This window comes from Cellvibrio sp. OA-2007 (assembly GCF_000953825.1).
In the GTDB taxonomy this organism is placed as follows: domain Bacteria; phylum Pseudomonadota; class Gammaproteobacteria; order Pseudomonadales; family Cellvibrionaceae; genus Cellvibrio.
The window spans coordinates 23328-43895 of the sequence record NZ_BBUL01000083.1; the positions used below are offsets into that span (position 1 = coordinate 23328).

Annotated in this window: 16 protein-coding genes; 6 read left to right on the plus strand and 10 right to left on the minus strand. The window is 48.3% G+C overall.

The features are described 5' to 3' along the window. The first annotated feature begins 20 nt into the window (after positions 1 to 20). The 3 genes from dnaE (at position 21) to AWU77_RS06660 (ending at position 5396) form a co-directional block, all read left to right on the plus strand. Positions 21 to 3554, plus strand: a complete 3534-nt coding sequence (dnaE, locus tag AWU77_RS06650; RefSeq protein ID WP_062060603.1) for a DNA polymerase III subunit alpha — start codon at positions 21 to 23, stop codon at positions 3552 to 3554. 188 nt (positions 3555 to 3742) lie between these two features. Continuing rightward, positions 3743 to 4195 carry a CBS domain-containing protein gene (locus AWU77_RS06655; protein ID WP_062060607.1) on the plus strand — a complete coding sequence of 151 codons (453 nt, stop codon included), beginning with the start codon at positions 3743 to 3745 and terminating at the stop codon, positions 4193 to 4195. Positions 4196 to 4448: 253 nt separating this feature from the next. Then, on the plus strand, positions 4449 to 5396 hold the full coding sequence (locus AWU77_RS06660) for an acetyl-CoA carboxylase carboxyltransferase subunit alpha (RefSeq protein WP_062060610.1): 948 nt from the start codon (positions 4449 to 4451) through the stop codon (positions 5394 to 5396). A 91-nt stretch (positions 5397 to 5487) separates the two neighbouring features. Here AWU77_RS06660 and AWU77_RS06665 read toward each other — a convergent pair whose 3' ends face one another. The 10 genes from AWU77_RS06665 to yciH all read right to left on the minus strand — a co-directional run bounded on the left by AWU77_RS06665 (position 5488) and on the right by yciH (position 16258). Next, positions 5488 to 6324, minus strand: coding sequence for a hypothetical protein (locus tag AWU77_RS06665; RefSeq protein WP_062060614.1), 837 nt, complete (start codon positions 6322 to 6324; stop codon positions 5488 to 5490). A 93-nt stretch (positions 6325 to 6417) separates the two neighbouring features. Further along, positions 6418 to 8607 carry a bifunctional serine/threonine-protein kinase/formylglycine-generating enzyme family protein gene (locus tag AWU77_RS06670; RefSeq protein WP_152625292.1) on the minus strand — a complete coding sequence of 730 codons (2190 nt, stop codon included), beginning with the start codon at positions 8605 to 8607 and terminating at the stop codon, positions 6418 to 6420. Positions 8608 to 8729: 122 nt separating this feature from the next. Further along, a complete protein-coding gene (locus AWU77_RS06675; RefSeq protein WP_062060620.1) occupies positions 8730 to 11243 on the minus strand; it encodes a YgiQ family radical SAM protein in 2514 nt (837 codons plus the stop codon). Positions 11244 to 11314: 71 nt separating this feature from the next. After that, a complete protein-coding gene (locus tag AWU77_RS06680) occupies positions 11315 to 11833 on the minus strand; it encodes an FMN-binding protein (protein WP_062060623.1) in 519 nt (172 codons plus the stop codon). A 65-nt stretch (positions 11834 to 11898) separates the two neighbouring features. Beyond that, complete coding sequence (locus tag AWU77_RS06685; protein ID WP_062060626.1) at positions 11899 to 13116, minus strand: hypothetical protein; 1218 nt, start codon at positions 13114 to 13116, stop codon at positions 11899 to 11901. A gap of 227 nt (positions 13117 to 13343) precedes the next feature. After that, on the minus strand, positions 13344 to 13670 hold the full coding sequence (locus AWU77_RS06690) for a rhodanese-like domain-containing protein (protein WP_152625293.1): 327 nt from the start codon (positions 13668 to 13670) through the stop codon (positions 13344 to 13346). A 38-nt stretch (positions 13671 to 13708) separates the two neighbouring features. Next, positions 13709 to 14794 (minus strand): AI-2E family transporter, encoded by a 1086-nt coding sequence (locus AWU77_RS06695; protein WP_062060629.1) that lies wholly within the window; start codon positions 14792 to 14794, stop codon positions 13709 to 13711. Positions 14795 to 14979: 185 nt separating this feature from the next. After that, positions 14980 to 15516, minus strand: a complete 537-nt coding sequence (locus tag AWU77_RS06700) for a hypothetical protein (RefSeq protein WP_062060632.1) — start codon at positions 15514 to 15516, stop codon at positions 14980 to 14982. 188 nt (positions 15517 to 15704) lie between these two features. After that, entirely contained in the window at positions 15705 to 15926 is a 222-nt protein-coding gene (locus AWU77_RS06705) for a DUF3820 family protein (RefSeq protein ID WP_062060635.1), read from the minus strand. 2 nt (positions 15927 to 15928) lie between these two features. After that, positions 15929 to 16258 carry a stress response translation initiation inhibitor YciH gene (gene yciH / locus AWU77_RS06710; RefSeq protein ID WP_062060638.1) on the minus strand — a complete coding sequence of 110 codons (330 nt, stop codon included), beginning with the start codon at positions 16256 to 16258 and terminating at the stop codon, positions 15929 to 15931. Positions 16259 to 16357: 99 nt separating this feature from the next. Between yciH and AWU77_RS06715 the strand changes: the two genes are divergently transcribed. From AWU77_RS06715 to AWU77_RS06725, 3 genes are all read left to right on the plus strand, one after another. Continuing rightward, positions 16358 to 17548: a serine hydrolase domain-containing protein gene (locus AWU77_RS06715; RefSeq protein WP_062060640.1), complete on the plus strand. Its 1191-nt coding sequence runs from the start codon at positions 16358 to 16360 to the stop codon at positions 17546 to 17548. Between the two features lie 16 nt (positions 17549 to 17564). Then, on the plus strand, positions 17565 to 17786 hold the full coding sequence (locus tag AWU77_RS06720) for a SlyX family protein (protein ID WP_062060642.1): 222 nt from the start codon (positions 17565 to 17567) through the stop codon (positions 17784 to 17786). Between the two features lie 195 nt (positions 17787 to 17981). After that, positions 17982 to 20549, plus strand: a complete 2568-nt coding sequence (locus tag AWU77_RS06725) for a bifunctional diguanylate cyclase/phosphodiesterase (RefSeq protein ID WP_062060644.1) — start codon at positions 17982 to 17984, stop codon at positions 20547 to 20549. Positions 20550 to 20568: the final 19 nt, after the last annotated feature.

Here is a 20568-nt window from a genome sequence, read left to right on the forward strand (position 1 = left end):
GACTCACTTAGAAAACGATTATGCCTGCTGCTAATTTTGTCCACCTGCGTTTACATACCGAGTTTTCACTAAGCGATAGTTTGGTGCGAATTAAACCGCTGGTGAAGCGCGCCGCAGAATTAAATATGCCCGCCTGTGCCATCACTGATCAGACTAATTTTTACGGGCTGATTAAATTTTATAAAGCCGCGCAGGGTGCAGGAGTAAAACCTATAGTCGGGAGTGATTTTTGGATTGCCAGTAGCGATAACGAAGGCAAGCCAACACTCATCACTTTGTTGGCGATTAATGATCGCGGTTATAAAAATATTATCGAATTGATTTCGCGTGCTTGGCGGCAGGGACAACAACAGGGCGTGGCTTATGTGCAGCGCGAATGGATCAGCGAATTCAGCGAGGGTGTGATTGCTCTTTCTGGCGGAAAATTCGGTGATGTGGGCATGGCCTTGTTGGGAGGCAGAGCACCGCAAGCCAGTGAATTATTGCAGGGTTGGATGAAGGACTTTCCCGACCGCTTTTACTTGGAATTGCAGCGTACCGGGCGCGAGAATGATGAAAATCATCTGCACGCAGCAGTCGCACTTGCTACTGAAATGAATTGCCCGGTGGTGGCGACCAATGATGTGCGTTTTTTAAAAGCCAGCGAATTTGAAGTGCATGAAGCGCGCGTGTGTATTAGTGAAGGACGCGCACTGGATGATCCACGTCGCGAGCGTCGCTACAGTGATCAGCAATATTTCCGCACGGCAGAAGAAATGACGGAATTATTTAGCGATATTCCCGAAGCTATCGCCAATACCATTGAAATCGCCAAGCGCTGTACGGTGACGATTCAAATGGGCAAATACTTTTTGCCCGAGTACCCTGTGCCTGAAGGTTTAACCGAGGCGGAGTTTTTTTGCAAAATTTCCTTCGAAGGTTTGGAGCAACGGCTTGAGCGCATCCTGGATAAATCCGCACCGGATTATGCTGAGCGGCGCAAGGTATATGAAGACCGCTTAACATTTGAGTTAGATATTATTAACCAGATGGGATTCCCTGGTTACTTCCTTATCGTAATGGACTTTATTCAATGGGCGAAGGATCACGATATTCCGGTTGGCCCCGGCCGTGGTTCGGGTGCGGGTTCGCTCGTTGCTTACTCCTTAAAAATTACCGATCTCGATCCGCTTGAATACGATTTACTCTTCGAACGCTTTCTAAACCCAGAGCGGGTTTCCATGCCGGACTTTGATATCGATTTCTGCATGGATAATCGCGACAAAGTTATTTCGTATGTGGCCGACAATTATGGTCGCGATGCGGTAAGTCAGATTATTACCTTCGGTACCATGGCGGCCAAAGCGGTGGTGCGCGACGTGGCGCGGGTGCAGGGAAAATCTTACGGTCTCGCCGACAAACTTTCCAAAATGATTCCGGCAACACCGGGCATGACCCTTGCGCAAGCGCTGCAAGAAGAGCCACAACTCAAAGAATTTATTGAACAAGACGGCGATGCCGGTGAAATCTGGGAGATGGCTGTTCAGCTTGAAGGCCTCACGCGCAATGTCGGTAAACATGCCGGTGGTGTGGTGATTGCGCCCACTAAACTTACCGATTTTTCACCGCTGTATTGCGATGAATCCGGTGGCGGTTTGGTAACTCAGTTCGATAAGGGTGATGTAGAAGAAGCGGGTCTGGTGAAGTTTGACTTCCTCGGTTTGCGTACCCTTACCATTATCGATTGGGCGCGCATTATGATCGATAAGCAGCGCCTTAAAAAAGGTGAAGCGCCGCTGGATATCAGCGCCATTCCACTCGATGATGCCAAAACATTTGGTTTATTAAAACGCGCAGAAACAACGGCGGTATTCCAGTTGGAATCTCGCGGTATGAAAGATCTGATCAAACGTTTACAGCCAGATAATATCGAAGACCTGATTGCATTGGTGGCGTTGTTTCGCCCCGGTCCACTTGAGTCGGGCATGGTGGATGACTTTATCAACCGTAAACACGGCCGCGCGCAGGTCGCTTATCCCGATGCAAAATTTCAGCATCACACCTTAAAGCCGGTACTTGAGCCGACCTATGGCGTTATTGTTTACCAGGAACAGGTAATGCAAATTGCGCAGGTGCTTGCCGGTTATACACTTGGTGGCGCGGACATGCTGCGCCGTGCGATGGGTAAGAAAAAACCGGAAGAGATGGCCAAACAGCGCGAGGTTTTTGAAACCGGTGCAAAAAATCAGGGTGTTGATCCTGAGTTGGCGATTAAAATTTTTGATCTGGTAGAAAAATTTGCAGGCTACGGTTTTAACAAATCTCACTCTGCTGCTTATGCAATTGTCTCTTACCAAACTGCTTGGTTAAAAGCGCATTATCCCGCGCATTTTATGGCGGCGACTATGTCGTCGGACATGGATAAAACCGATAAGGTGGTTACCTTTATCGAAGAATGTCGCACCATGAAATTAAAATTGTTACCGCCGGATGTTAACTCCGGTGAGTTTCATTTTACGGTGGACGATGCCGGCCGAATTATTTATGGCTTGGGCGCAATTAAAGGTTTGGGTGAGGGGCCGGTTGAATCAATTATTGCTGCGCGCAATGCTGGTGGTCCGTTTAAAGATCTTTTCGATTTTTGTGCGCGTGTTGATCCGCGCAAAGTTAATAAGCGCGCAATGGAAGCGATTATCCGCTCCGGCGCCGCAGACAATCTCGGGCCTACCAGTAATACGCCGCAACACAATATTGATCACGACCGCGCCGTCATGTTTGCCGCTATGGGCGAAGCGGTTAAAACGGCTGAGCAGGCGATGGCCAATACCAATGCGGGCATGATGGATTTATTCGGCGCGGTGATCGCCAGTGATGATTCCAAAATTGATGTGTACACTGAATTTCGCCGTGTGCGCACCTGGACGATGAAAGAGCGGTTGAATGCAGAAAAAGAAACGCTCGGTCTCTATCTCACTGGTCATCCGATTGATGAATACGAAAGCGAATTGAGCCATTTGGTTAGCTCGCGTATCGCCAATTTAAAACCTGAGAAGAGTACCCAAACGATTTCCGGTTTGGTTATTTCCCAGCGCATTGTGCGCACCAAGCGCGGCGACAACATGGCGATTCTAACCATTGATGATCGCACCGGACGCATGGATGTCACACTCTTTGCGGAGACATTTAATAATTCTCGCGATGTGCTGTCAAAGGATGGGTTGCTGGTGATCAGCGGCCAAGTTCGCTATGACGACTTTAGCGGCATGTTAAAAATGAGTGCCGATAATATTCGTCTGCTGGCCGATGTACGTCAGGAAAAAGTGCGTGAACTTTGGCTTGAGCTGGAATCGGGTGCGTTACCCGCTAACTTTACCCGTGAATTGAGTGAGATGCTCGATCCTTATCGTCAGTCACCTCAGCAAGATGCACGCTGCGCTATTGTGGTGGATTATTTACGCAGCGATGCGCGCGCTCAGCTGCGTTTTGGCAGCCAATGGAATGTGCGCCCGGAAGATGAACTATTACAGCGCTTACGCGACAGCTATGGTAGCGCCAAGGTGAGATTGGTTTATTAATTGTTTCGAACTTTCTTTATGGTGTAAAAGGCTGCTATTGCAGCCTTTTTATCGTCTGCCTGTTTTTCTTTAGATTAACTCGATCTAAAAAATGACCAGCTCAAGATTATTTTCGTCTCTTGCTTTCGCTCTATCCATCTAGACTTTAATTGAAGGGTTAAAAAAATTGAATGATGGAGGGCAGTACTATGTCATCGATTCTTGTTAAAGATTATATGCAGGCCAATGTGTTAGCCGTCAAATCCGATGCCAGTGTGCGGGAGGTCGTCGAGTATTTGCTTAAATCGAATATTACCGGTGCGCCCGTGGTTGATGAAGACATGAAGGTGATTGGATTTGTGTCTGAGCAGGACTGTATGAAAGAGATGTTGAACAGCGCTTTTTATGCTGAAGATTCTACTCAGGTAACCCACATTATGCGGCGCGATGTGCTGAGCGTAACGCCGGATGCTAGCATTCTGGAGATTGCTGAAATCATGCTCGGCAACAAACCCAAGAACTATCCTGTTGTCGAGAACGGTAAGCTGGTGGGTTTGATTAATCGCCGCCACATACTGCAGGCGCTCAAGCAGCACAACGGTAGCTATTTTTCGCCAGCCCGTGAGCGCCCTAGTTTTGCAGTAACATCTTCCTTAGTCTGATACTGGCTCATCGCAGCTCCGGATTTGTTCTAGTTAGAGCAAATCCGGTGGGCTGCACCAATCCTCGTTTGTTTTTGCCGCAGATTCCTTCACTTCATTTTCACTGGAAAAGATCGACTAAATCGCCCATTTCGCGTAAGGTAGCGCCCCAATTGTGCTACCTGTTGGACTGTTCAAAAAGTCATCACATCAGGCTCCAGCACTCACCCTATAAGTCAAAATGGTAGTTTGCTACCCGGATCAAGAGCTCGCTATGAATCTGAATTATCTGGATTTTGAACAGCCCATCGCCGAACTCGAAGGCAAAATTGAAGAATTACAACTGGTCGGCAACAGTTCCGATGTGAATATCGCCGATGAAATCGCCAAGTTGCGCGAAAAAAGCACCAAGTTAACCGAGTCTATCTATTCCAAGCTAACTGCTTGGGATATTGTAAAGGTCGCGCGTCATCCGCATCGCCCTTATACCTCTGATTACATTTCCCGCGTGTTCACCGATTTTGATGAGCTGCACGGCGATCGTCATTTTGGTGATGATGCGGCCATTATTGGTGGTGTTGCCCGTTTAGATGGCAAGCCAGTGATGGTTATTGGTGAAGAAAAAGGCCGTACTGTCAATGAAAAAGTGATGCGCAATTTCGGCATGCCGCGCCCCGAGGGCTACCGCAAAGCCTTGCGTTTAATGGAAATGGCGGAGCGCTTCAAGCTCCCCGTATTAACCCTAATTGATACCCCCGGTGCCTACCCTGGTATTGACTCGGAAGAGCGTGGTATTTCTGAATCTATCGCGCAAAACCTTGCAGTAATGTCGCGTTTGCGCACGCCTATTATTTGTACCGTAATTGGTGAAGGCTCCTCTGGCGGTGCATTGGCAATCGGTGTGGGCGATCAGCTCAACATGCTGCAGTATTCGACCTATTTTGTTATTTCACCTGAAGGTTGCGCCAATATTATTTGGAAAACTGTTGCCAAGGCGCCGGAAGCGGCTCAGGCGATGGGTGTTACCTCAAAAATTTTGCAAGACTTGGGTATTGTTGATGAAACTATCCCTGAGCCACTGGGCGGTGCGCATCGCAATGTCGATGACATGGCCAAAAAACTGCAAGAGCGTTTAGTTGCTCAGGTCGATCGCTTAAGCAAAGAGCCGCTTGATGCTCTGCTTGAGCGCCGTTATCAACGTTTGATGAGTTACGGCAATTAAACGCATAAAACCCGATGAAAATAAAAAAACCGCTGATGAGAGTCAGCGGTTTTTTTGTGGAGGGATAATCATTAGTTGATTAAAAGGTCAGTTAAAAGCCTGAGTTATATGCGGTGTCGAGTAGATGCTTTAATGGTAGGCTTGGAGTCAGTTGTTCGCCGCCCATAGAGTCTGTGAATTTCACACTAAAAAAATATTCTTGGCCTTCTGGACCATTCACTGTCTCCATTACTAATCCTATAGCGGTATATCGATCAAATTCGCCTTGCGGTACAGGGGCGGGTAGATATAAGGTTTTCTGACCTTTACCCATCCATAGCGTATCCAGTACGAAGCCTTCACGCGTTCCTGTAATATTTGCTTCAGGCGAAGCAAAGCTTAAATTTTCTTTTAGAGATAAATTCAGGCGTTTTCCTTCTGCGATTACCGATTCTGTGTCTACTACTTTGTTTGATGTGATATCGCGCGCAATACCTTCAACGTGAAGCAGAGGTTGCCCTTTAGAATCATCTTCAGGTTGAATAAATACAGACTTTTCGGATATAGAAACTGAAATAGAAACGGGTGTTGGGTGTGCGTAGTTAAAATCTGTGTCCTGTATTTCCACAATTACTTGTCGATAAATCCACACATCATTGACTATTGCGCGGTAGCTACCAAATTCCGTTTTTTTGAATCCTGTCGCTAAGAGCTTCGCTGCATTAGGGAAGGTCAGCTCAGCTGAATTGATTTGCACATCAGGAGAGAGTGGATCTTTGTTAATCGTTAATACCGCTGATTTTATCTGACTAAAATCTAACCCTGGATAATGGATGGCACCATTAGACGAGTGTACACCCAGCAGGTCATACTTAAATGTTTTTGCGTAGGTGGCGGTACTGGCGAGAGTCATCAGAGTAATGCTTAGCGAGCGCGCAATAATATTCATGTGTTAAAACTCCTTATTAATAAATTGAAAAGCCAGCATTATGCTGGCTGTTTGAAGTTAACAGATACATCTGTTGCAGTGCAATTCTTTTGGTTAATTATCCCGTTTGAAAATACTGTCAGTAATCTCCCGGAAGATATTGCGCCTCCGTGGTCTTTGCTCATTTTTAATTGCATTATTTTTTTGCGCTGTTGGAATGTCTTGCGCCAGCCTGAAGCCAATAGATTTACGCGATTTATTTGCGCTAATCCCAACTTGAGAATAAGCGGTAATAGCCTCTACTTTGCTTGCAAATGAGCCGCCGCGCACCGCGCGTTTTAGGCACGCTGGCGCAGGTGTTTTATCGGCACAGTCGTTAACCCATTCGGCAACATTGCCAGCGGTGTCGTGAATGCCGAAATCATTTGGCGGAAAACTTCCCACGGGTTTGGTTTCGTTATCAAAAAAAATTGCCCATAATGATTTGCAGCCATAACGGCAGTTGGCTCGTTCTGTTGCGTCATCTTCATTATTGCCCCACCAATAACTACTGGTGGTATTGCCGCGTGCGGCATATTCCCATTCGCTTGCGGTAGGTAAACGGTAATATCTCCCAGTGGTTTTACTCAGCCAATTTGCATAGGCCATCGCATCGTCCCAACTAATATTCACCACTGGCCGTTCGCCGCGGCCCCAGCCCATATCATCAGGTAGTGCCCGATTGGTCGCAAGCGCAAAAAAATCGTATTCATTAAATGTGATTTCGTAGCGGCTGATTAAAAAGTCCTTATCGATACGCGCTGTTTTGGCCGACTCGGTAGTGGCGTCGCCCATTAAAAATTCACTAGCATAAACCTCGACCATTTCCGGAAGCGGAAGTTGATTTTCGTTCGCGCTCAGGTTTGATTTTTGTAGCGCTATTTCCCAGTGTTGATTGTGTGAATTGAGCCTTATCCACTTGGTTTTAGTGATGTAGCCGGGATGGCTTATTTCAATGTGATAAGCACCAGGAGGCAAACTTACCCCCTGGGAATATTTTTCTTTAATATTGAGTATGCGAACCCGCGCTTCAGCGGGGATAGGATTAATACTTAGCGATAAGCGCTTAGTGTCCTGCGGTGCGCTAGTTGAGTTGCTCTTGCTGCCAGACAGCTGCGCCCATTGTTCGCGTGTACTGTTGTTGGGGCGATCGCTAAAGAAAATAAACCCAATGATTATTAATGTGAGAAAACCGAGTGAACCATAACGCCAGTTTATCTTTCTGCGTTTATCGTCTAATTCAGCTGGCGCTTGTTCGTTAAGAGGAGTTGGCGGCGCTATTAAAGTTTGATCTAGCTGTGATCCGGTAACAAGCTTCGGTTCTGCTGCGACATTAAGAAATCTATTTTTTATTTGATTTACAAGTGCAGTTGTTTTTTTTGCAAAAATAATAAGGTTTTGCTGAAGATAATTTCCTGAGCTTATTAATAATTCCACTGGCTTGGTAGCGCTGTTGGTGACAAGTAAGGATTTTTTATTGTTAATGATAGGATTAAGCCTATCAATTAACTCCCGTGCTGTTTGAAAGCGTTGTTCCGGTTTTTTGGCGAGCAACTTATCCATAATGTGTTGCAAAGCAAATAGGCGCAGCGGAAGTTTCGGTGCCTGTTCATGAATATGTTTTATGCCCAGCGCAAGTGAACTGTCCGCTTGAAATGGGCGGCTGCCAGTGAGCATTTCATAAAGCACTACACCAAGGCTGTATAAGTCTGAGCGCCCGTCGCTGGTTTCTCCTTTCGCTTGCTCTGGGCTCATGTAATAGGGGGTGCCGATTACCGCGCCCACTTGCGTCATATTCGCTTTTGATTTAATCGTGCGCGCTATACCAAAATCAGTCAGTACTGGTGACTCGTCTTCGCGGAATAAAATATTTTCCGGTTTGATATCGCGATGCACATAGCCCTTGCTGTGGGCATGCTCCAGTGCGGCGGCAATTCCCAGAGTAATTTTTAAAGCGGTTTGTGTTGTGATTCCTTGCGCGATTTTTTCATCCAGAGAGCCTTTTGGTAAAAACTCCATGGAAATGTAATTAAATTCCTGATGCCGACCAATATCGTAAATTGGAATGATATTCGGGTGGGAAAGTTGGCCGATAATGGTTGCCTCTCGCTGAAAGCGCTGGTGAAACTCAGGGTCTTTATCCAGCGATGGTTTCATTATTTTTAACGCGACCGTGCGTCCAACACTATGCTGGGTTGCAAGGTAGACAGTCGCCATACCACCACTGTTAATTTTCTTGATAAGGGTGTAGCCAGGGATTTGCATGGTTAGAAATAAATCAGATTTAAGTGGGCAGGTGGGGGATGTAAGAGCGGCCAGTTTAACGAAATTTTCTGAATGGAAACTGGCTAATTTGCACAAATCCTTTTGTGCAAAGCGATGGCTTTTTATTTTTTAGGTGCACCCGGTTTACTGCGGGAGTTTTTTCCTACAGGGCGATTATTGCTGGGTTGCGGCTTGTTTGTTTTGCTGCCAGTAAATTCTTTTTTCGCTGGTGCACTAGCACTTTTAGCTGTGGTGGTTTGTGCATTGAATTTTTTTGCACTTTCAAATTTATCACCAAAAGCTTTAGCTGCCGGTTTGCTGGCTGTTTTAGCGCCGGTTTGTTGATGGCCACTTTTGCTCGCAAATTTTCCTGCTGGTTTGCCTAGCTTGCGGGCATTGGGGTTGTGGCCGCGGCCAGTATTGCGCGCATCGGCCTGCTCATCTGGAATCAATGCCGAGGCGCTGTTGCCGATCAAATGCGGTTTGCGCATGGCGCGCAGGGCTTCACGGATAATCGGCCAGTTGGCTGGGTCGTGGTAGCGCAGCAGGGCTTTTTGTAAGCGACGCTGTTCTATGCCGCGCGGTATATTAATTTTTTTGCTCTTGTAGGTGAGTTTTTTCAGCGGGTTGCGCTCACTCACGTACATCGCCGTTGCGAGTGACATAGGCGATGGATAAAAGGTTTGCACCTGATCCACTTCAAAATTGTTTTTCTTTAACCAGAGCGCAAGGTTGAGCATATCTTCATCGCGCGTGCCCGGATGCGCGGCGATAAAGTAGGGAATTAAAAATTGTTCCTTGCCCGCTTCTTTCGAGAATTGATCAAACATGCGTTTGAACTCGTAGTAGCTGCTCATCTTCGGTTTCATCATTTGCGAGAGCACACCTTCCTCGGTGTGCTCCGGTGCGATTTTTAAATAACCGCCGACGTGATGAGTCACCAATTCTTTAACGTATTCCGGATCGAGCACGGCCAAGTCATAACGTAAACCCGATGCAACCGACACCCGTTTAACGCCGCGAATTTTGCGCGCTTCGCGATACAAATTCGTGGTGTGTTTATGGTCGGTCGTTAAATTTTTACAAATGGTTGGATATACACACGACAAGCGACGACATTTAGAGAGCGTCGGCATATCTTTGCAAGTGAGGCGATACATATTCGCCGTGGGGCCGCCTAAATCTGAAATGTGGCCGGTAAAGCCGGGCACCTTATCGCGAATATCTTCAATTTCTTTGAGGATCGATTCCTGCGAGCGGCTTTGAATAATGCGCCCCTCGTGCTCGGTGATCGAACAAAACGTACAGCCGCCAAAACAACCGCGCATGATATTGATCGAGGTTTTGATCATCTCGTAGGCGGGGATTTTTTGTTTGCCATACACCGGATGGGGTACACGCGCGTAAGGCAAATCAAACACACCATCGAGCTCGTCGGTTTCGAGCGGGATCGGCGGTGGGTTAATCCAAATTTCGCGGTTCTCGTGTTTTTGAATCATCGGGCGCGCGTTGTAAGGGTTTGCCTCTTGGTGCAAAACCCGTGAAGCGTGTGCATATAAAGTTGGGTCTTTGCGCACCTTATCGAAGGAGGGTAGGCGCACGTAGACTTTTTCGTTATCAACCAAATCACTGCGATTTTGCAGCGGCATGGGAATAATGCGAATGGGTTGTGGTTCATTCGGGTCAAAGGCTTTTTCGCTTTCAATGCCCTGCGCTGGGCAGCCTTGGGTAGCCAATTGATTGGCGGCTTCCGGATTCAGCGCGGCAATTTGTTCGGCCATTTTGTCTGGGTCGAGCTGGCGCAACCCAATTTGCGAATTGTTGATGTCAGTTTGTGCGGCATCGACCACGGATTTGGCGTTGTGTTGATATTCATAGGGGTTAGGCAATTTATCGATATTGCCCGGCCAATCGATGCGGGTGGAATCAATTTCGGTCCAGCCTGCGGGCGGTTCTTTTTTGATAACCACAGTGCCACGAATGCTATCCAGCTCTTTTACGCTTTTACCAGCTGCAAGAGAATGCGCTACTTCTGCAATCGCGCGCTCGGCGTTGCCGTACAACAAAATGTCGGCGGTGGCGTCGATCAACACCGAGCGGCGCACTTCGTTGCTCCAGTAATCGTACTGGGCGATACGGCGCAAACTGGCTTCGATCCCACCGAGCACAATCGGCACATCTTTATAGGCTTCTTTACAGCGCTGGCTGTATACGGTCACGGCGCGGTCGGGGCGTTGGCCGCCCATGCCGCCGGGGGTATAGGCATCGTCGGAACGCATGCGCAGGTCGGCGGTGTAGCGGTTAATCATGGAGTCCATGTTGCCCGCGCTCACCCCAAAAAACAGGTTGGGTTTGCCGAGGGCTTTAAAGGGTTCGGCGCTGCGCCAGTCGGGCTGGGCGATAATGCCCACGCGAAACCCTTGGGATTCGAGAAAACGGCCAATCACCGCCATACCAAAACTTGGGTGATCCACATAGGCATCGCCGCAGACGACGATAATGTCGCAGGTCTCCCAGCCGAGTTTGTCCATTTCGGCACGGCTCATCGGCAGAAAGGGCGCGGGCTTATAGGTTTTAGCCTGGGCGTGGATGTTGGGTTTTGGGTAGGAGAAAAGGTGTTTGGCGGTACTGTTCATGCTGGGGGCTGCGCTGGGTAAGAATCAGGCGGCCATTGTCCCAGAAATAGACCTTTGGCAGTAGGTTTTTCTCAGTTATCTGTATTAACCAGAGCCTGTTGATGCAGGTAGAGAGCAAGTGTGGCGATTTTTTTCATCGCTCGTACCGATAGGGTTGCGCCAGAGATGCCATCGATATTGCGATCCAGATTGCGCATATCGTCCTGCAGTTCGGCGTCTAGAAACTGCTTGGTGAAAAAATCGTAGCGAATTTCACCGCCACGGCTTTCGCGGTATTCCATGACTTTAATGGTCTTGATGCGGTTGTCGGTGATAACTACACCGATAGTAATAGGTTGTTCTTTGCCTATCTCTTGCAATACCCAGAGGGTGGTGTTGTCGACCTGTTGATAGCTAATCCGTAGAGGTAATTTGCGTTTCCAGATGGCTTCAGCTGTGGTGCGCTGCTCGCCTTGCAGCCAGAGCGTTTTGGCGGTTGCTGAGGGCAGATATTGGGCGACAAGTTCGGCTTCAGTAATGTAGCTACCGCGCTGGGCAAAAACATGTTGCGCGCTGAGGAGCAATACCACTATGCACATCAAAAACCGCATTATTTACCTCTGCAAGATTTGCTGTAAGCAGAACCAGAGGAGACTCTGGTTCTGCGATCTACAACTTAGAAGGAGTAGCCAACACCCAGGTTGAAACCGGCGTATTCATCTTTACCTGCTGGAACTTCTTGGCGCATTAGGTCAAATTTGAACACAGTAGTCTCGCTGAGCCAGAAGTTGGCGCCCAAATTCCATTCGCTGTAGTTGGAATCGGCACTGTCACCTGCTTGGTTGTCCCACTCGTTGTAGCGAGTGAAAATACCCCACTGTTCGTTCAGACGTAGAGATGGCTCTATGTACCAGCCCGATTGCTTATCGGCGCCGCTGGCGACGGTATTGATGGCATCATCGATATTCCATTGGGCATAGAGCGCACGCAGGCCAAAGGGGCCGGTTTGGTACACGGCGTGAGCTTCAAACAGGGTTGCACCAATTTCGGTGGCCCCGGCACCTTGAGTGAAATCTTCCTGCAGCTGCACACTGGCTGCGAGCTCTAAACCGGGGATCGCGGTGTACTTCAAACGACTGGTATAAGCGAAAGAGTCAGCTTTTGCTTCCGATACTTTTTGGCGGCCATCGCGCACCTGGAACTTACCGGTAGCCAAAGCCAAACCAGAGTGAGCGGCAAAGTCGTAGCTTAAACCCTGTGCCAGTTCACCACTGAAAGCAACGCCACCCTCCCACCAAGTGCTGGGGATGATTTTGTTTTCTACGCTGTTGCGCTCTACACCGTAAAAAGTGTCTGGCTCATGGGTTTCATTGATGATGCCTACAGGTACTAAAAACACCCCTGATTTGAGGCTGTGCTTAGCGGAATAGTCCCACTCTACATAGGCTTGCTCTAATTCAACTTCGCCTTTTTTACCTTCACCAGCTACGCCATGCTCCAGCTCAAATTCGGAGAAGAAGCGCACTGTGTCGCTGAATTCGTGGCTGAACAACAATACAAAACGGTGAAAATCCATTTCTTTTTTATCGCTGCCGCCGGGCTTATCGTTATCCCAACGGTTTAAATGCAATTCGCCATAGCCACCAATAACAGTTTTGTTTTGATTGCTTGCTGTGCTGCTTAGATCTAGAGCTGCGGCAGTCGATTCGACTTTTGCATCGGTCGCATCGGCTTTTTTAGCAGTTTCTTGTTGTTGGCTTTTTAGGGCGTCCAGTTCTGCCTGTTGTTCTTTGATAATTTTCCAAAGTTCGGCATTAGTGGGGGCTTTCTCTGCAGCGCTAGTGTTTAACGCGATGAGTCCCAGTGACAATGCCAGCAAAGATTTTTTGAGCATAGTTTTACCCTTAAACGTAAAAAAGAATGATTCGTATTTGCGCCCATCTTAATTATTTCGAGAGTTAATATCAACTGAGATTGCATCTCAGTCATATCAAGTTCGTGTTATGAGGTAAATAGCCGGTTGAGTAAATTTGAGTGATATGGTGCTGGAGAGGAAGAGCTGAATTCAGAGGGGTTGCATGACAAGGAGCCGTTACAGGATATAACGGCTCATCACTAAAACTAGTCTTTTGCTTGTCTGGTTAAGATTTGCTCGTAGCCACCTTCATTGATGGTGTTGGTAAAACCCATCGCCTGCAGTGTTTGTTGGGCAATGCCGGAGCGATTGCCGGAACGGCAGTAGAGATGAATTTTTGCGTCTTTGTCGGTAGTCACTTCAGCAATACGCATCGCGATCTCCTCGTAGGGGATATGCGCCGCGCCTTCAATATGGCCTGCGTTAAATTCGTCGGTGGTGCGGACATCGATCCAAATATCAGTAGCGAGTGTGAGGTTAGACATAATCAGTAAGAGCCCTGTGATAAATAAACGGTAGAAAGTGTTAGACATAACAATCCCCTTCATCATTTTTAATGGTTTGATGATCATTATGGATTATCGCTGGCGTGCGCATGGGTGACTTCTTGTACGGCGATAGGCCATGCATAAAGAATGGCTTTTACCAGTGTCGCAAGGGGGATCGCAAAAAATACTCCCCAAAACCCCCACAGCCCACCAAACACCAGCACTGCGAGAATAATCGCAACCGGGTGTAAATTAACGGCTTCAGAGAAGAGTAGGGGTACCAACACATTGCCATCCAATGCTTGAATGACGGTGTAGGCCAGCATCAAATAAATAAACTCTGATGACCAGCCCCATTGGAAGTAGGCGACCATAGCTACTGGCAAAGTGACCACCGCAGCGCCTACAAACGGAATCACAACGGACAGGCCAACCGCAATCGCCAGCAGTGCCGCATAGTGCAGCCCGAGCAGCACAAACACGATATAAGATACAGCGCCCACAATTAAGATTTCGATCACTTTGCCACGCACATAATTGGCAAATTGTTGATTCATTTCTTGCCAGACTTTGCTCATCATCGGGCGGTTTTCAGGGAGAAATTTGCTGCCCCAGTTGATGATGACCTGGCTGTCTTTGAGGAAAAAGAACACCAGTATCGGCACTAAAATCAAATAAATTAATAAGCCGATTAGCATGGGAATATTGGTCACCGAAAAACTGACAACATCCTGCCCGAGGCCACTAATCTCTGCAGTCATCGAGGTAAATACTTGCTCAAGTTGGCGCTCGCTAATTAGCTTTGGGTATTTTTCTGGCAACAGCATCAGCAGTTGCTGCCCTTCAATAAACATGCGCGGCAATTCGCTAAAAAAACGAACCAACTGGTTCCATAAAATGGGCAATACCAATAACAAAAAAGCACTCAGCATTAACATAAGTACAGTAAAGGCGATGCTCACTGCCAGCCAATGCGGTGCGCCCCAGCTGCGTAGGTGTACAACTAAACCCTGCATTAAAAATGCAATCACAATAGCGGCGATCATCGGCGCTAATACTTGCCCCATAGTCAGTATGGCGATCAGCCCGCATGCCAACAGAAGTAATAGCAGTAAGGCTTCTTCATTGGAAAAATAGCGATCAAGCCAGTTGCGAAAAATTTTAATCATAGCGATTGGTGTGCCTTGGAGGATTAACTAAAAATCAGCTGGGAATAGCCTTAAGGTCTTTAGCATAACAAGCTTGGGGTGTTCCCGCGCGCTAAAAAATGTAATCCCGGTGGCGGTATTCTGCCGAGTAAAACAATTGCGCCCGCAAGAGCGGGCGCAATCTGGCATTTCTGACGAGAGGGCGGTTAGGCGCTGGCGAGTAAACGATCGTATTTGCGGCTGAGCATATCGTAAAACTGCTCGCGGACTTGCACTATGGTGTTTTTCAGTGCGGTTATCTGCTCCAGCGAAATATCCTTGCGGCCGATATAAACCTGCTTGCGGTATACCGCGATCTTGGCGCCGTACAAACGCAGGCTGCGCTCCAGATTTTTTTCTCCCAGCATCAATAATTTGGCTTCGGCTTCGGCCAGTTTTTTAAACTCGGCGACCAGTTCGCTGTTGACAGCATCTAGCTCTGCGCGGCGTGCCTGTGGCCAGCGCTCTCCAAATTGGATGGACTCCACCACCAGCGACGAATATTTGGCGAAGATATGGGTGACGGTGCCTACTTGGGTGGATACATCTTCCAGTATCTGCAAGCGGCGATTGTCGCGCGCGCTGGCGACCGGTTGCGGGTTACTGCGGCGCAGTACAACCCAAGCTGTTGCGGCGGCGATAATTGCGCCCAAACCGATTTTCAATGAAGTGTCAGTAATTTGTAGAAAAAGCTCGCTATTCATATGTTGGTGCCCCTCTGTCAGAAAAACGGCGGTTTTGATTCGTTAACAGAGGTTTAGCAAGAAATAGGCCAGAGGTGTTGAGTTGCTCTTGCTTGATTTTGTAAGAAAGTTGTCATCCCCGCTAGCGGGGATCCATAGGTTTTAAAATCAAAAGCTAGACTCCCGCAAGCGGGAGTGACGAGAGGGGTTTAACGCAAGGGTTTGAGTATTGGCTCCAAACCATTCAAGCGAATCTCATACATCAAGCCCAGCAATTGGCCAAGTTTGCCTTTGGGGAAGCCCTCGCGCCCCATCCACATCAAATAATGCTCGGGGATGTCGGCAATCATATGACCGGCATATTTACCGTAGGGCATAGGAGTGGTGACTAATTCTTTGATGAGTTGGGGATCAAACGGAAACTCGTCCACGCTCAACCGCCTGCCAGTTTTACGGTGAAACCGCGCTTTTCCAGCTCGGCTTTAAGTTTGTCGCGCTGGTCGCCTTGGATTTCGATGACACCATCCTTCAATGAGCCGCCCACACCACACGTAACTTTGAGGGCTTTGGCGAGGTCTTTTAGTTTGGTTTCATCCAGCGGCACGCCGGTAATGGTGGTGACGCCTTTGCCATTGCGGCCGGCGGTCTCGCGGCGGATGCGCACTATGCCATCGCCCTGTGGAATGGTTGCAGCGGGTTTGTCTTCTTTGATGCGGCCAGTCTCGGTGGAATAGACAAGGCGGGAGTTTTTATCTTTGCTCATGGTAATCGCTCGCAGGAAACTAGCTGCCAATTCTAACCTCGGGCACTGGTAGAATGCGCGCAACTTTTTATTCGTTCCTCATTTGATAGAGGTTTTGCTATGACAATTAACGGCCAATGGTTGCCGCAATGGCAGCCGCTTATCGATGCCTTTGCCGCTAATTTCTCCCCAGAACAAGGCGAGGAGGGCGCCGGGCTGGCGCTGGTGCACCGTGGGGAATTGGTGGTGAATGTGTGGGCTGGCCAGCGCAGTAATAAGCTCGCTGGTATAGAGCGAACCGATTGGAGTGAGGGTACGCTGGTCAATATTTTTTCAGCCGGTAAAGGTCTGGTGGCTTTGTGCGTATTGCAGCTGGTGGCCGAGGGCAAGTTGCAGTTGGATGAGCCGGTCGCCAGCATCTGGCCTGATTTTATACAAGCAGACAAAAGCTCAATCACTTTGCGACAGCTGCTGTGCCATCGCGCAGGCATGTCGGCGTTTCATCAGCATATTTCCAATGAGCAAATTTTTACTTGGGCTGCTATGACGCAAGCTGTCGCCGCTGAGTCACCTTGGTGGGCGCCAAATACGGCGCAGGGCTATTCGCCGTTTATGTTCGGTTGGATTTTGGGTGAGCTGGTAAAACGTGCCAGCGGCTGTGCAAGTTTTAACGAGTATTTCCAGCAGTATGTGGCGCAGCCTTTGAACGCGAATTGCCATTTTGGTGTGCCAGACTTTTTATTGGATAGTGTTGCGGATACCGGCCCACTTAAACGCCCCTTGGGGGTGATGGCGAGTTCTACTGGCGCCGATAGCATCGCGCTGGGGAAATTAATGAAAGCCGATCCGCGCGGCGTCACCAATCGCGCTTTTTCTAACCCGATCAGTTTAATGACCGCGACTAATTCGCGTGAATGGCGGCAGGCGCAAATTCCGGCAGCAGGCGCCCATGCCGATGCGCGCGCCCTCGCCACTATTTACGGCGCTTTAGCAAATGCGCAACAAAATGTGTTGGCTGAATCTGCATTGCCATTGTGCTGGCAAGAACAAACCTTTGAACAGGATCGCACCCTCGGTTTGCCGTTGCGTTTTAGTCATGGATTTATGTTGTCGCAAGCGGATCGTGCTGATTGTCGCTACGGTCGCGGCGCACGCGCCTTTGGTCACCCTGGTGCGGGTGGTTGTATCGGTTTTGCCGATCCGGATTTTGAATTGGGTTTTGGTTACGTCACCCATCGCATGGGCAATAGAATTTTAATCGACGAGCGCGCGGTGCGTTTGATCGATGCCGCTTATGCAGTTCTCGAATAGAGAGAGGAATTAAAAAATGTCTGATATTGAAGAGCAATTAATTGATGTACAAACCCGTGTTGCTTACCAGGAAGATACGCTGGCGCAACTAAACGAGGTAATTACCAAACAGGATGCCGAGATAGTTCAGTTGAAACAGCAGATGCGCCTGCTTGCCCAGCGCTTGGATGAGTTGGCGCGCGACCCGGCACAGGGAGGCGATATCGAAATTACTAACGATAGGCCGCCGCATTATTGACAGTTTCATTGCGGCCCTTCGGCGAACTTTATTGGCGTGCAGCTATTTGGCGTCGATGCAGATAATTTTGGCGCCAAAATTTACATAAATAACAATAACGATGAACTAATTCCCGACGACAGCGCAATCAAAAAATTCTTGTCTACACTTTGAAATTGACAAGTCTTATTTGCGCACAGGGCGACTTCATCCACTATGCAACATTCCAATTCCACGAGCGGCACAGCAACCCCATTGCCGAGTGATTTCGCCATCGAGAGCGCGCTGGATGCGTCCAGTATTGCGTCTTGGAATATGGATGTCCTGAATGGGGATTTGTACATTTCGCCTGAGCTTATTGAATCACTGGCTGAGGTAGTACCGACCCTATCCCGCCTAGCTGACCTGTTAGCGCTATTACCCAAAGCCGACAAATACTTGTTTTTGCAGGCCTTTAATGCTGATTCGCAGGATCAGGATACGGAGCGTTTGCGCTCTTGCGATGTGCGTCTGACAGGGGTTGCTGGTGAGCCCCGCGTGCGATTTGTCGGGCGTTTGCAACTAGATCAGGATACTAAAGTGCGCCGTTTTGCGGGTATGGCTATTAGTGCGCGACATCTGCTCGCGGGTGCCGGTGAGGGATATGCTTTGCAATTTCTGTCTGGTTTGTTTGCTGAAAGTCCTATTCCTAGCCTTATTACTGATCGGCACGGTGTCATTCTTCATCTCAATCAAGCGGTAGAGCGGTTATTCCATCTCTCGCATCGCCAAGCTGAAAGTGCAGCGGGTTTTTATTCAGTCTTACGCGATAAACGTATTGGTGCTGATGCAGAGTTATCAGCTGCGCTTCGCTCGGTCTATTTAGATGGGGTGATACAAACCCTTGAAATGAATTATTCCTTGGGCAACATTCATCGCAGTCGTTTTATTTGCGATAAAAATTTATATTTTCGAGCAAGCTTTTTGCCGATTCGCGATCGGCAGGGCAATGTTGATCGTGTGTTAGTTCAACTGCAGGACTTGTCGCGCGAAAAAAGTGCGCGCGATGCATTACAAGAGAGCGAGGCCAGCTACAAAGCATTTATCACCAATAGTTCGGAAGCGATATGGTGTTACGACATGCAGCCGCCGGTTGCGACTAACTTGGAATTAGAAGTGCAGGTCAAAAAAATCGCACAGAGCGCGAGTTTGATTGAGGCAAATAAAGTGTTGCTGCGTATGCTTGGCGCAGACTCGTTGGACGATATATTGGGCATGGGCTTAATGGAAAGCGGCTCAACAAATTATGTGTTTGATCTGCATTTCTTTGTAAATAACCAGTACATAATGATTGATCACGATATTGTGCGACAAGATCCGCGCGGGAAAAATTATTATTTTCAAATCTCCTGCACAGGTATTGTTGAAGATGGCTATTTAAAGCGCGTGTGGGGTACTACTAAAGATATTACAGCGCGCAAACGTTATGAAGAAAGGCTGCGCTATCAGTCCTTTCACGATGCGCTTACCGATCTACCCAATCGCGAACAACTTTACGCTGATATGGAAGAGTGTTTTTCGCAGCGTAGTGCTGATCAAATCAGTGCATTGTTATTAATTGATCTGGATCGCTTTAAAGAAATAAATGATACGCTCGGGCACAATGTGGGCGATCACTTATTGCAATTGATCGGCCCGCGCTTAGCGAATGAAATGGCTGAGGTGCCCGGCACAGTAGCGCGTTTGGGAGGCGATGAATTTGCGGTGTTTTTGCCGCGTATTCGCAGTAGCCATCAAGCGGTGGTATTTGGGCATCGACTATTGGATGCGCTCGCACAGGAGTTTGATCTCGATGGATTTACCACGCAAATTGCTGCGAGTATTGGAATTGCAATTTCGCCGCAACAGGCGAAAGATCATCACAGTTTGATGCGCTACGCCGATATCGCTATGTATTACGCCAAAAGTCAGATGCTGGGTTTATCGATTTACAGCCCCGAGTACGATCCGCACTCAACCAAGCGCTTGGCAATTGTGGGTGAGCTAGGGCGCGCCATTCGTGAAAATCAATTGTGTTTGTACTACCAACCCAAAGTCATATTGGGTGAGCGGCGCTGCTACGGATTTGAAGCCTTAATTCGCTGGATTCACCCTGAGTTGGGTTTTGTGCCTCCGGCTGATTTTATTCCTATTACTGAATTAACCAGTTTTATTCATCAACTCACTGCTTGGGTTCTAGAAAACGCGATTGAGCAGTGCCGTCGTTGGCAAGATCAAGGAATGTCATTAAGCATTGCGGTGAATTTATCGGCGCGGAATTTAATGGATGACAATATTACTAAGCTGGTGGAGCGGCTCTTGCTCAAATATCAGCTACCTGCTTCGCGCTTGGAGTTGGAAATTACCGAAAGTACCATCATGACCGACCCCAACCGTGCACTACGCAATCTCGATGCATTGCATGAATTGGGAGTGCACTTGGCGATTGATGATTTTGGTACGGGTTATTCATCGCTTGCTTATCTGAAGCGTCTTCCGGTGCAAACACTCAAAATCGATAATTCTTTTGTGCGCAATATGTTGGAAGATGCGCAAGATGAATTGATTGTTAATTCCACTATCCACCTCGCCCACAATTTGGGTTTAACCGTTGTGGCCGAGGGGGTGGAGAACGAAGCATTATTGGCGCGCCTCGCCGAAATGGGGTGCGATGAAGCCCAGGGATATTTTATTGGCAGGCCTATGGCCGTGCTTAATGCCGATGAATGGATTGTTGAATCCGGGTGGATAAAACAGCCATCTTGAGTGATGGCTGTGCTTGAGA